The organism is Streptomyces sp. NBC_00102 (genome assembly GCF_026343115.1).
GTDB lineage: Bacteria > Actinomycetota > Actinomycetes > Streptomycetales > Streptomycetaceae > Streptomyces.
In genome coordinates this window covers 2,278,596-2,291,361 of the sequence record NZ_JAPEMC010000001.1, presented here as the reverse complement: position 1 = coordinate 2,291,361, position 12,766 = coordinate 2,278,596, and the positions used below count along the sequence as shown (strand labels likewise).

The window sequence follows — 12,766 nt, the reverse complement described above, 5'->3', positions numbered from 1 at the left end:
GGTCCCGGCGGGCCCCGGCCGCGGGGGGCCCGCCGGGACCGCCGCAGCTCCGCGCCCACGCGAAAGCGGCCGTCCCCGCACCATGGGGACGGCCGCCGCCGCGTTCGTACGACGCGGTCCGCCGCGTCTTTTGAGGCCGTGACCGGATTCGAACCGGTGTAACTCGAGTTGCAGTCGAGCCCCTGAACCTCTCGGGCACACGGCCGAGGTGTGGTGCCTCGGTGTTGCCACGACCGTACGGGCCCCGGTGCGGCGGGCTCAAGGGTTTCGACGGGCCCGCAACGCGACTGCCATACGCCGTTCACAACCGCACCACCCGGAACTCCTCACAGGGCCTACGACCATCGGACCACCGCACCCCCTCCCCGCGACAGGGATCAACCCGGCGAATGCCCCTTACCCTGGTGCGATGACCGCTCTGGACCCGCGCGACGCGGACGTCGCGCCCGCCACGCTGCCCGCCGACGCCCCGGCCCCCGACGAACCGGCCGCCGTCGACCGGACCCCGGGCGGCGACCGGGCCGACGGCTTCACCGAAGGCGTGCTGGGCCGGACCTACCGCGCCCTGAGCATCGGCATCGTCTCCGTCGTGCTGCTGATCGCCTTCGAGGCGACCGCCGTGGGCACCGCGATGCCGGTGGCCGCGCGCGAGCTGCACGGGGTCCCGCTGTACGCCTTCGCCTTCTCCGCGTACTTCACCACCAGCCTCTTCGCGATGGTGTTCTCCGGGCAGTGGGCCGACCGGCGCGGGCCGCTCGGCCCCCTCGCCGCCGGGATCAGCGCCTTCGCCACCGGGCTGCTGCTCTCCGGCTCGGCGACCGGCATGTGGATGTTCATCGCGGGCCGGGCCGTGCAGGGGCTCGGCGGGGGGCTGGTGATCGTCGCGTTGTACGTCGTCGTCGGCCGCGCCTACCCGGAGCGGCTGCGCCCCGCGATCATGGCCGCCTTCGCCGCGAGCTGGGTCATCCCCTCCGTGGTCGGGCCGCTCGCCTCCGGCACCGTCACCGAGCACCTCGGCTGGCGCTGGGTCTTCAACGGCATCCCGGTCCTCATCGTCTTCCCGCTGGCGCTCGCGCTGCCCGCGATACGCCGCAGGGCCTCCGGCCCGGCGGACGAGGCCGCGGGCGCCCAGCCCTTCGACCGCCGGCGCATCCGGCTCGCCCTCGCCATCTCGGTGGGCGCAGGGCTGCTCCAGTACGCCGGGCAGGAACTGAACTGGTTCGCGGTTCTGCCGGGCCTCGCGGGGGCCGTGCTGCTGGTCCCCGCGGTCCGGGGGCTGCTGCCCACCGGAACCGCGCGCGCCGTGCGCGGACTGCCGGCCGTGGTGCTGCTGCGCGGGGTCTCGGCAGGGTCCTTCATCGCCGCCGAGTCCTTCGTACCGCTGATGCTGGTGACCCAGCGCGGGCTGAGCCCGACGATGGCGGGGCTCTCGCTGGCGGCGGGCGGCGGCACCTGGGCGCTCGGATCGTTCATCCAGTCCCGGCCCCGGATGGAGGCGCACCGGGAGCGGCTGATGTTCGTCGGCATGCTCATGGTGACCGTGGCGATCCTGGCCGCGCCCTCGGTACTGATCCACTCCGTGCCCGCGTGGACCGTGGCGGTCGCCTGGGCGGTCGGCTGTTTCGGCATGGGCATGGTGATCGCCTCGACCAGCGTGATGATGCTCAAGCTCTCCACCCCGCAGGAGGCCGGAGCCAACTCCGCCGCCCTCCAGATCTCCGACGGACTCTCCAACGTCCTGCTCCTCGCCATCGGCGGCGCGGCCTTCGCCGCGCTCGGCGGCGGCGCGGTGGGAGCCGTGCACGAGACCGTGGCGGCGGGCGCCTCGGCGGCCCGTCCGGGGGCCTTCGCCGCGGTCTTCCTGCCCATGGCGGCGGTGGCCCTGGTGGGCGCCTGGGTGGCCACCCGGGTACGGGCGCAGCGCCCCGCCTGAAGGCCCGAGCGGTTTGTGAAGCGGGTCTCAACCGGCCCGAACCACGCCTCGTTCGTACGGGGTTCCGCCCGGCCCCCCGGTAAGGTGGCCCGGTTGTCGTATCGCGTACCGGGTGTCCCGGGCGGTACCGGCAGCACCCCACGTACCCGAGAGACCCGAACCGGAGACCGTGACTACTACCGCCTCCCACCACCTCTCACCCGCCTTTCCCGGCCGCGCCCCCTGGGGCACCGCGGGCAAGCTGCGAGCCTGGCAGCAGGGCGCCATGGAGAGGTACGTCCAGGAGCAGCCGCGCGACTTCCTCGCGGTCGCGACCCCCGGCGCCGGAAAGACCACCTTCGCGCTGACCCTCGCCTCGTGGCTGCTCCACCACCACGTCGTGCAGCAGGTCACCGTCGTCGCACCGACCGAGCACCTCAAGAAGCAGTGGGCGGAGGCCGCCGCACGGATAGGGATCAAGCTCGACCCGGAGTACAGCGCGGGGCCGCTGAGCCGTGAGTACGACGGCGTCGCCGTGACGTACGCCGGTGTCGGCGTACGCCCGATGCTGCACCGCAACCGGTGCGAGCAGCGCAAGACCCTCGTGATCCTGGACGAGATCCACCACGCCGGTGACTCGAAGTCCTGGGGCGAGGCCTGCCAGGAGGCGTTCGACCCCGCCACCCGGCGGCTCGCGCTCACCGGCACCCCGTTCCGCTCCGACACCAACCCGATCCCCTTCGTGACGTACGAGGAGGGCAACGACGGCATCCGGCGCTCCTCCGCCGACTACACCTACGGATACGGCAACGCCCTCGCCGACGGTGTCGTCCGCCCGGTGATCTTCCTCAGCTACAGCGGCAACATGCGCTGGCGCACCAAGGCCGGCGACGAGATCGCCGCCCGCCTCGGCGAGCCGATGACCAAGGACGCCATCGGGCAGGCCTGGCGCACCGCCCTGTCGCCCACCGGCGACTGGATCCCCAACGTGCTCACCGCCGCCGACAAGCGGCTGACCGAGGTCCGCAAGGGCATCCCGGACGCCGGCGGCCTCGTCATCGCCACCGACCAGGAGTCGGCCCGCGCCTACGCGAAGATCCTCAAGTCCGTCACCGGCGAGAAGCCGACCGTGGTCCTCTCCGACGAGAAGGCCGCCTCCAAGAACATCGACAAGTTCAGCGCGGACGACTCGCGCTGGATGGTCGCCGTCCGCATGGTGTCCGAGGGCGTCGACGTACCCCGCCTCGCGGTCGGCGTGTACGCGACGACGATCTCGACCCCGCTCTTCTTCGCCCAGGCCGTCGGCCGCTTCGTACGCTCCCGCAGGCGCGGCGAGACCGCCTCCGTCTTCGTCCCCACCATCCCGATGCTGCTCGACTTCGCCAACGAGATGGAGGTCGAACGCGACCACGTCCTCGACAAGCCGAAGAAGGGCAGCGACGAGGAGAACCCCTTCGCGGAGGAGGACAAGCTCCTCGCCGACGCCGAACGGCTGGAGGACGAGGAGACCGAGGAGCAGCTGCCCTTCGAGGCCCTGGAATCCGACGCCGTCTTCGACCGGGTGCTCTACGACGGCGCCGAATTCGGCATGCAGGCCCACCCCGGGAGCGAGGAGGAGCAGGACTACCTCGGCATCCCCGGCCTCCTCGAACCCGACCAGGTGCAGCTGCTGCTCCAGAAGCGGCAGACCCGGCAGATCGCGCACAGCCGCATGAAGCCCGCCGCCGAGGCCGACCTCCTGGAGAAACCCGCCGAGGCGCGCCCGGTGGTCACCCACAAGCAACTGCTGAGCCTGCGCAAGCAGCTCAACACCATGGTCTCCGCCTACACCCACCAGAGCGGCAAGCCGCACGGTGTGATCCACACCGAGCTGCGCCGGGTCTGCGGCGGACCGCCGAGCGCGGAGGCCACGGCGGGCCAGATCCAGGACCGGATCAAGAAGGTCCAGGAGTGGGCCACCCGGATGAGGTGACCCTCCTCGCGCCGCGGGAGTGCGTGCGGCCCGGTACCGGCAGAATCCTCTGCCGGTACCGGGCCGCCGTCGTACCGCCGCCCGCCGGAGATCCACCAGGATTCCAGGACCGTCGGCGAAACCGGGTCCTCGGCCCGCGCCCGGTGGCCCGCACGGACGCGTCTTCGGAGAGCCGTCCTCTCCGCGTCCCCGCACCTGTCCCGGGACGTAGGCCCCGTCCCCGTGATCCGAGTCACAGAATCGGCCGCCCGGTCGAACGGCTGCCGCGGCGAGGAAGCCCACCGGGTGGACTCCTGCGACGTCGACTCGAACAGATGCCGGAACCGGCCGTCCGGGAGGGTGAAAACCATGATTTTTTGTCACGTACTGTTAACGATGGTTTACCAATGGTTGCCGTGGTGACGCTCCGCGTCGTGCGACATGGACGCGCGTAGATGTGCCGGCTCCGGGCGGCCTCGCGCTGACCGGCGGTTATGCGGGGGCGGACCGGCGGGGGACCGGATTCTGGACGAGGGCTTCCGCTCAGCGAACTGCCTCGCTACTGTCCGTCCATATGTGAACGCCCCGTGGCAACGCCGCCGCGGAGCGCAGCCGGTATCAGGTCGTATCCGTACGTACCGCGCCCCTCCGGGCGAAGGTGGAACTCTCGGGCACGACCGGAACCAGACCGGCGGCCTCTCCGTGCGTCGCCGCTGGGACCGGCGTCGCGGGTGCGTGGAGCCGGCCGCCGTCGCTCACTCTCGGAGGGGACGGGTTGTGACCGCGGAGACTTCCCAGACACTCGACAGAGGACTACGCGTCCTCAAACTGCTCGCCGACACCGACCACGGGCTGACCGTCACCGAGCTGTCCAACCGGCTCGGCGTCAACCGCACGGTCGTCTACCGTCTGCTCGCCACGCTCGAACAGCACACCCTCGTGCGCCGCGACCTCGGTGGCCGGGCGCGGGTCGGGCTCGGCGTGCTGCGGCTGGGCCGCCAGGTGCACCCCCTCGTGCGGGAGGCCGCGCTGCCCGCGCTCCGCTCGCTGGCCGAGGACATCGGGGCCACCGCCCATCTGACGCTGGTCGACGGTTCGGACGCGCTCGCGGTCGCCGTCGTCGAGCCCACCTGGACCGACTACCACGTGGCGTACCGGCCCGGTTTCCGTCACCCCCTGGACCAGGGTGCGGCGGGGCGGGCCATCCTCTCCGCCCGGCAGCGCACCCTCGTCGACCACCCCGGCTACACCCTCACCCAGGGGGAGCTGGAGGCGGGCGCCAGCGGGGCCGCGGCGCCGCTGGTCGGGGTCTCCGGGGTGGAGGGGAGTGTGGGCGTGGTCATGCTCGCGGACTGCATCCCCGACCGGGTCGGCCCCCGCGTCCTGGACGCGGCCCGCGAGGTCGCCGACGCCCTGCGCTGAGGAGGGCGGTCGACCCTGTATTACTGACAGGTTCACGATCCTTCGGTTTCGTACGGTTTGACCGGGCGGGGCGGGACGCGCGCCGCCTCCCGCCCCGGGCCTCCCGGCCTCCGGGCCCGGCGCCCGGGACGGGACACACCGGCAGATAGATTGGGCGGGTGCCCCTTCGTCTCACGCGCCCCCGCACCCTCGCTCTCTGCGCGCTGCCGGTACTCGCCCTGTTCGGGACCGCCGCCTTCGCCCCGCTTCCGTTCACCGTGGCCGAACCCGGCACCACGGCGAACGTCCTCGGCTCGGCGGACGGCAAGCAGGTGATCACCATCACCGGCGCGCCCACCCGGACCACCGAGGGCCAGCTGCGGATGACGACGATCTACGCGACCGGGCCCAAGGCCGACGTGCGCGCGAGTGACGTGATCGACAGCTGGTTCCGTACGGACCGGGCGGTCATGTCCCGCAACTCGGTCTACCCGACCGGGGGCTCCGACAAGGAGATCGAACAGCACAACCTGAACGACATGAAGCAGTCCCAGGACGTCGCCGTCGACGCGGCCCTGAACTACCTCGACCGCGAGCAGGGCTCGATGACGTTCTCGCTCGACCTCGGCGACATCGGCGGCCCGAGCGCCGGACTCTTCCTCGCCCTCGGCATCGTCGACAAGCTCGACGGCGACGGCTCGGGCGGCGACCTCACCGGCGGCCGCACCATCGCCGGTACGGGCACCATCGCGGCGGACGGCACGGTCGGCGCGGTGGGCGGGGTCTCCATGAAGACCCAGGCCGCCCGGCGCGACGGGGCGACCGTCTTCCTCGTACCGAAGGACGAGTGCGGCGAGGCCACGGCGGAGCTTCCGAAGGGCCTGCGGCTGATCCCCGTCACCACCCTCAAGGGCGCGGTGTCCGCGCTCGAAGCCCTGGACGACGGCAGCAGCCTGCCCAGCTGCTGAGCCCCGCAGGACCCGCCCCGCCCGGGTCCGACGAGCCCGCCAGGCCCGCCCCGCCGGGCCTTCAGTCCTCCTTGATGAACCCCTCCTGGACCAGCCACTCCAGCGCCACCGTGTGCGGGTCCGCGCCCTCCACGTCCACCTTGGCGTTGAGCTCCTGGGCGACCTCGGTCGTCAGCTTCGCGCTCACCGGGTCCAACAGGTCCGCGATCACCGGGTACTTGTCGAAGGTCGCCGTGTGGATGACCGGAGCCGCGTTGTAGTTCGGGAAGAAGTGCTTGTTGTCGGCGAGCACGTCCAGGTTCATCGCCTTGATCCTGCCGTCGGTCGTGAAGACCTCACCCAGCAGGCAGGAGTTCGACTTGGACACCTGGGTGTAGATGATCCCCGCGTCCATCTTGCGGATGTTCGCGGCGGGCAGGGACATCCCGTACGCCTTCTCCATGCCCGGCAGACCGTCGTCGCGGGAGGCGAACTCGTTCTCCACGCAGACCGTCACCGCGGACGGGTCCTTCTTCGCCAGCGCCGCCACGTCCGACAGGTTCTTCAGCTTGTACTTCGCGTTGTTCTTCCTGCTGATGGCGAGCGCGTAGGTGTTGTTGAGGGTCGACTGGGGGAGCCAGGTCACCCCATTGCGCCGGTCCGCGTCGCGTACCGCCTTCCACTGCTCCTCCGGGTCGTCGATCGGCTCCGCGTTGCCGAGATAGGTGATCCAGCCGGTGCCCGTGTACTCGTACATCGCGTCCGCGTCGCCCTGCACGATGGCCTCGCGGGCGCTGATCGAGCCCGGGAGGTTGGTGCGGTCCAGCACCTCGGCGCCGGCCGCCTTGAAGACCAGGCCGATCATCTGCCCGAGGATGATGTTCTCGCTGAAGTTCTTCGAGGTGACCGTGAGCGAGGCGCCCTTCAGCGGCTCACCCGCTCCCAGCGACCCCGGCGACACGTTGTCCGCCATCGGCGACCCGCTCTTCAGTCCGCACCCGGCGAGCGCCAGCACCAGCACCGCGGCCACCGCCGCCCCGGTACGCCGGTGCCGGGCCCCGCGTCCCGCGCCCACGAGCCCGTACCGACCCGGGCCCCCGGACCCCGCCCGCGTCCTCACGGTGCCTCCAGTCCGCGCGGCGTCAGCACCAGCTCCACCAGCGAGGCCAGCCAGTCCACCAGCAGCGCCAGCACCACCGTCAGCACCGAGCCCAGCACCAGCACCGGCATGCGCTGCGTCTGGATGCCCGAGGTGATCAGGTCGCCGAGCCCGCCACCGCCGCCGAACGTGGCCAGCGTCGCCGTACCCACGTTCAGCACCAGGGCCGTCCGCACCCCCGCCAGGATCAGCGGGACGGCGAGCGGCAGCTCCACCTTCGCCAGCGTCCCCGTCCCCGACATCCCGATGCCCCGCGCGGCCTCCACCAGCGTCGGGTCGATCGACTTGAGCCCCGCCACCGTGTTGGAGAGCACCGGCAGCACCGCGTAGATCACCATGCCGGTGATCGCCGTGGACGGGCCGATGCCCAGCCAGATCACCAGCAGGGCCAGCAGGCCGATCGCCGGGGTCGCCTGACCGATGTTGGCGATCGCGGTGAAGAGGGGGGCGGACCGCGACAGACCCCGGCGGGTCAGCGCGATGCCCAGCGGAATGGCGATGATCAGCACCCAGAACGTCGAGATCGCCGTCAGCCGCACGTGCTGCCACCAGCGCAGCTCCACCGTGTCGCCCGCGATCGAGTTCTCCGCGATCGAGTCCAGGGTGATGGCGTTGATCCAGAAGTACGTCGCCACCAGCACCGCGGCCAGCACCAGCGGCAGCACCACCATCTTCTGCCAGGTGATCCGGCGCGGCGGACGCGCCTGGGGCTGCGGCGGCTCGCTCTCCTCGTCCCGGAACGCCACCCCCTTGACGTCGTGCTCGCCCGGCGGCCGGGTCGGTACCGGCTCCCGCTCCCGGCCGCCCGCGTCACGGCCCTGACGGCTGCTCGGGGTCATGCGCCGCCACCCCCCTCCAGCTCCTGCTCCGTCTGATGGCTGCGCAGCTCCTCCAGCTCGTGCTGGTGCTCCATCGCCGTGAGCCGGTCCGCCTCCAGCAGCTCCTGCACGTTGTCCATCAGGATGCGCATGTCCACCACCCCGACGAACTCCCCGCGCCGCCCCGTCACCGCCGCCCGCCCGCCGCTGTCGGTGAGCACCGCCTCCAGCGCGTCGTGGAGCGTGGCGTCCCGCGTCACCGTGTCGTGCACCAGCTGCCCGGCCCGCGCGAGCGAACCGCGTGCCCGCATCAGGTCGCCGCGCCGCAGCCACTTGTAGGGGCGGTTCTTGCGGTCCAGCATCAGCAGCTCGTTGTGCGGGCCGCTGCGCAGCTTGTTGAAGATGTCCTGGAGCGGGTCGTCCACGGTCACCGTGGGGAAGTCGGCGACCCCCACGTCCCGGACCCGGGTGAGGTTCAGCCGCTTCAGCGCCGCGCCCGCCCCGACGAACCCGGAGACGAAGTCGTCGGTCGGATTGGTGAGGATCGCCTCCGGGGTGTCGAACTGCGCGATGTGCGAGCGCTCCCGCAGCACCGCGATCCGGTCGCCGAGCTTGATCGCCTCGTCGAAGTCGTGGGTCACGAACACGATCGTCTTGTGCAGCTCGTGCTGGAGACGGATCAGCTCGTCCTGGAGGTGGTCACGGGTGATCGGGTCGACCGCCCCGAACGGCTCGTCCATCAGCAGCACCGGCGGGTCGGCGGCGAGCGCCCGGGCCACCCCGACACGCTGCTGCTGGCCGCCGGAGAGCTGGCGCGGGTAGCGGCCGTGGAACTCCCGCGGGTCGAGCCCGACCAGGTCGAGCATCTCCTCGACCCGGTCCTTCACCTTCCGCTTCGACCAGCCGACCATCTTCGGCACGAGGGCGATGTTGTCGGCGACCGTCATGTGCGGGAAGAGCCCCGAGGACTGGATCGCGTACCCGATCTTCCGGCGCAGCTTCACCGGATCCATGTCGGTGACGTCCTCGTCCCCGATCCTGATCCGGCCGGACGACGGCTCGATCAACCGGTTGATCATCTTCAGCGTGGTCGACTTCCCGCAGCCGGACGGGCCGACGAAGATCACCGTCTCGCCGGCCTTGATGTCCATGGAGACGTTCTCCACGGCCGGGTTCGGGTTGCCCGGATACAGCTTGGTGAGGTTCTCCAGCTGGATGGTCGCCCCGGAGGTCTCCGGTGCCGCGTCCGGCTCGGCGGTGGCGTCGGTAGCGGTCTCAGGCACGAATCCCCCTGGGAATGGTCAGCCGGCCGAGCAGGACGTACGCGGCGTCGAAGAGAAGGGCGAGGATGACGATGCCGAGCGTGCCGGCGAGGACCTGATTGATCGCGTTGGCGCTGCCCAGCGAGGCGATGCCCCGGAAGATCTCGTTGCCGAGCCCGGGGCCCGAGGCGTACGCGGCGATCGCCGCGATTCCCATCAGCATCTGGGTGGCGACCCGGATACCGGTGAGGATCGGCGGCCAGGCGAGCGGCAGCTCCACCCGGCACAGCCGCGCGACCCGCGACATCCCGATGCCCTTCGCCGCGTCCACCAGCGAGGGGTCGACCCCGCGCAGCCCGACGATCGAGTTACGGACGATGGGCAGCAGCCCGTACATCGTCAGGGTGATCACGGTGGGCGCCACCCCGAGCCCGACCAGCGGGATCAGCAGACCGATCGCGGCCAGCGACGGGATGGTCAGGATCGTCGCCGTGGACGTGATGGCGAACGAGCCGCCCCAGCCGCTGCGGTAGCTGACCACCCCGATCAGGACCCCCAGCACCGTCGCGATGACCATGCACTGGAAGACGGCACTGACGTGCTGGAAGGCATCGGTGAGCAGTTGCTGGTGCCGGGTCGTCACGTACTCCCAGAAGCTCAAGCGACGCACTCCCTCGGATCAGACGGTGTCCCTCGCGGCCTGTTCGACGAGCGGGATGACACGCAGCGGAACGGGGTTCTCCATGACGATCGCCGTGGAGGCCCGGACGATGCCATCAAATCCGACAACCCGGTCGATGACGCGCTGGAGATCGGCGTTCGACCGTGCCACGAGCCGGCACAGCATGTCCCCGTGCCCGGTCGTCGTGTGCAGCTCCAGCACCTCCGGCACACCCATCAAGTACGCCCGGACCTGGGCGCCTTGACCCTGTTTGATCTCCAGCGTCGCGAAGGCGGTGACCGGGTACCCGAGTGCGGCCGGGTCCACCTCCGGCCCGAACCCCCGGATGACTCCATTCGACTGAAGGCGGTCGAGGCGCGCCTGCACCGTCCCGCGCGCCACACCGAGGCGCCGCGACGCCTCCAGCACCCCGATCCGGGGCTCCCGGGCCAGCAGCACGATCAGTTCCCCGTCCAGACGATCGATCCCCACGGTGCGTCCCGGCCCTTCGGATGTGATGGTCATCATGTACAGACAGCCCGCCCATACTCTCCAGGTACTGGGCGGATTGTGCAGTGAAACGGCGAACTGTTGCGCACCTTGCCGCGCGGGTGGAGCCTCGGAACATGACTGAGACCCTGCACACCGCTCCCGACACCGCCCGGCAGGCCGACCCCTTCCCGGTCAAGGGGATGGACGCGGTCGTCTTCGCCGTGGGCAACGCCAAGCAGGCCGCGCACTACTACTCGACGGCCTTCGGGATGAAGCTGGTCGCCTACTCCGGACCCGAGAACGGCAGCCGCGAGACCGCGAGTTACGTCCTGACGAACGGCTCGGCCCGCTTCGTCCTCACCTCCGTCGTCAAGGCGTCCACCGACTGGGGCACCTTCCTGGAGGAGCACGTCGCGGCGCACGGCGACGGCGTGATCGACCTCGCCATCGAGGTCCCCGACGCCCGCGCCGCGTACGCCTACGCCGTCGAGCACGGTGCGAAGGGCATCACCGAACCGCACGAGCTGAAGGACGAGCACGGCACGGTCGTCCTCGCCGCCATCGCCACGTACGGCACCACCCGCCACACCCTCGTCGAGCGCGGCGGCTACGACGGCCCCTACCTCCCCGGCTTCACCGCCGCCGAGCCGATCGTCGAGCCCCCGGCGAAGCGCACCTTCCAGGCCGTCGACCACTGCGTCGGCAACGTCGAACTCGGCCGGATGAACGACTGGGTCGCCTTCTACAACAAGGTCATGGGCTTCACCAACATGAAAGAGTTCGTCGGCGACGACATCGCCACCGAGTACTCCGCCCTGATGTCGAAGGTCGTCGCGGACGGCACCCTGAAGGTCAAGTTCCCGATCAACGAACCGGCCGTCGCGAAGAAGAAGTCGCAGATCGACGAGTACCTGGAGTTCTACGGCAGCGCAGGCGTCCAGCACATCGCGCTCGCCACCAACGACATCGTCGCCTCCGTGCGCGCGATGCGCGCCGCCGGCGTGCAGTTCCTGGACACCCCGGACTCGTACTACGACACCCTCGGCGACTGGGCCGGCGAGACCCGCGTCCCGGTGGAGACCCTGCGCGAACAGAAGATCCTGGTCGACCGCGACGAGGACGGCTATCTGCTGCAGATCTTCACCAAGCCGGTCCAGGACCGGCCGACCGTCTTCTTCGAGATGATCGAACGGCACGGCTCGATGGGCTTCGGCAAGGGCAACTTCAAGGCCCTCTTCGAGGCCATCGAGCGCGAACAGGAGCGCCGCGGCAACCTCTGAGCCGTACGCACGGGCCCGCGTCCCGACAGGGCCGCGGGCCCTCGTGCGCCATGGACCTCCCGTGCCGGGGAAGACGGCCACCATGAACGCCACTTCCTCCCAACGGTCCCGCCGCCTGGCCCCTCTGCTGCTGGTGCTCCCGCTCCTCGCCGCCTGCGGGGGGCACGACGGGGATTTCCGTACGCGCTCCGCAGCCGCGGCGGCCCCGGAGCTCTCCGGGGACACCCGGCTGGTGATCACCACGGAGAACGGGGTGCGACTCCGCCCGTCCGAGGGCGGACGCATCGTCACCGACGCACGGGTGCACGCTGGTTGGTCGCACCGGGGCGACACCTGGGTGCTCGACCTGAACTGCCGCGACGCGGACGGCGACGACGGCGACGGCGACGACCGCCGGGGCGACGGGGCGTGTCCCCGGACGCCCGTGGTCGACGTACCCGCCGTCGCCTCCGTCACCGTCACCGCCCGGAACGCGGGCATCGACGTCGCCGGGGTCGACGCGCCCCTCGACCTCACCACCGTCAACGGAGACGTGACCGTCGTGCGGTCCGGCCGGGACGGCGCCCCCGTCCGGCTCACCACCCGCAACGGCTCCGTACGCGCCGAGGCCCTGCGCTCCGGCCGGCTGCACGCCGGAACGGTGAACGGGGACGTGACCCTCTCCAGCGCCACCGCGCCGGCCCCGCTCGCCGCCGCCACCACCAACGGCTCGCTCCGGGTGTCACTGCCGCACGGCGCCCCCGCCTACCGCGTCACCGCGACCACCCGCAACGGCACCACCTCGGTGACCGTGCCCACCACCGCCGACGCGACCGGCCCCGCCCTGACGCTCACCACCGTCAACGGCGACGCCACCGCCACCCGCGATTGACCGCGCGATACC

General features: G+C 71.1%; 11 protein-coding genes and 1 tRNA gene. 6 read left to right on the top strand and 6 right to left on the bottom strand.

The annotated features are described in order from the left end of the window. Window positions 1–133 precede the first annotated feature (133 nt). Window positions 134–205 (bottom strand) — tRNA-Cys (locus tag OHA55_RS10090). A 204-nt stretch (window positions 206–409) separates the two neighbouring features. Here OHA55_RS10090 and OHA55_RS10085 point away from each other — a divergent pair. From OHA55_RS10085 to OHA55_RS10070, 4 genes are all read left to right on the top strand, one after another. Continuing rightward, window positions 410–1,933 carry an MFS transporter gene (locus OHA55_RS10085; protein ID WP_266704904.1) on the top strand — a complete coding sequence of 508 codons (1,524 nt, stop codon included), beginning with the start codon at window positions 410–412 and terminating at the stop codon, window positions 1,931–1,933. Between the two features lie 169 nt (window positions 1,934–2,102). Beyond that, a complete protein-coding gene (locus tag OHA55_RS10080) occupies window positions 2,103–3,884 on the top strand; it encodes a DEAD/DEAH box helicase (protein WP_266704902.1) in 1,782 nt (593 codons plus the stop codon). 756 nt (window positions 3,885–4,640) lie between these two features. Continuing rightward, the gene (locus OHA55_RS10075) at window positions 4,641–5,285 is read left to right on the top strand and encodes an IclR family transcriptional regulator (protein ID WP_266704900.1); all 645 of its coding nucleotides are present in this window, start codon (window positions 4,641–4,643) and stop codon (window positions 5,283–5,285) included. 158 nt (window positions 5,286–5,443) lie between these two features. Next, window positions 5,444–6,232, top strand: a complete 789-nt coding sequence (locus OHA55_RS10070) for a S16 family serine protease (RefSeq protein ID WP_266704898.1) — start codon at window positions 5,444–5,446, stop codon at window positions 6,230–6,232. A gap of 61 nt (window positions 6,233–6,293) precedes the next feature. On the opposite strand, the gene OHA55_RS10065 is transcribed toward OHA55_RS10070, so the two are convergent. The 5 genes from OHA55_RS10065 to OHA55_RS10045 form a co-directional block, all read right to left on the bottom strand. Further along, a complete protein-coding gene (locus OHA55_RS10065) occupies window positions 6,294–7,184 on the bottom strand; it encodes a glycine betaine ABC transporter substrate-binding protein (protein WP_266710514.1) in 891 nt (296 codons plus the stop codon). Between the two features lie 143 nt (window positions 7,185–7,327). Continuing rightward, window positions 7,328–8,209 carry an ABC transporter permease gene (locus tag OHA55_RS10060; protein ID WP_266704896.1) on the bottom strand — a complete coding sequence of 294 codons (882 nt, stop codon included), beginning with the start codon at window positions 8,207–8,209 and terminating at the stop codon, window positions 7,328–7,330. Continuing rightward, window positions 8,206–9,471: a betaine/proline/choline family ABC transporter ATP-binding protein gene (locus OHA55_RS10055; protein ID WP_266704894.1), complete on the bottom strand. Its 1,266-nt coding sequence runs from the start codon at window positions 9,469–9,471 to the stop codon at window positions 8,206–8,208. Before OHA55_RS10055 ends, OHA55_RS10060 begins: the two co-directional genes overlap by 4 nt. Continuing rightward, window positions 9,464–10,111, bottom strand: coding sequence for an ABC transporter permease (locus OHA55_RS10050; RefSeq protein WP_266704892.1), 648 nt, complete (start codon window positions 10,109–10,111; stop codon window positions 9,464–9,466). The genes OHA55_RS10055 and OHA55_RS10050 overlap by 8 nt, the downstream gene beginning before the upstream one ends. Window positions 10,112–10,129: 18 nt before the next feature. After that, the gene (locus OHA55_RS10045) at window positions 10,130–10,603 is read right to left on the bottom strand and encodes an Lrp/AsnC family transcriptional regulator (RefSeq protein ID WP_266704890.1); all 474 of its coding nucleotides are present in this window, start codon (window positions 10,601–10,603) and stop codon (window positions 10,130–10,132) included. Window positions 10,604–10,737: 134 nt separating this feature from the next. On the opposite strand from OHA55_RS10045, the gene hppD reads away from it, so the two are divergent. Beyond that, the gene (hppD, locus tag OHA55_RS10040; RefSeq protein WP_266704888.1) at window positions 10,738–11,883 is read left to right on the top strand and encodes a 4-hydroxyphenylpyruvate dioxygenase; all 1,146 of its coding nucleotides are present in this window, start codon (window positions 10,738–10,740) and stop codon (window positions 11,881–11,883) included. Between the two features lie 82 nt (window positions 11,884–11,965). Continuing rightward, window positions 11,966–12,754 (top strand): DUF4097 family beta strand repeat-containing protein, encoded by a 789-nt coding sequence (locus tag OHA55_RS10035; protein WP_266704886.1) that lies wholly within the window; start codon window positions 11,966–11,968, stop codon window positions 12,752–12,754. Window positions 12,755–12,766 lie beyond the last annotated feature (12 nt).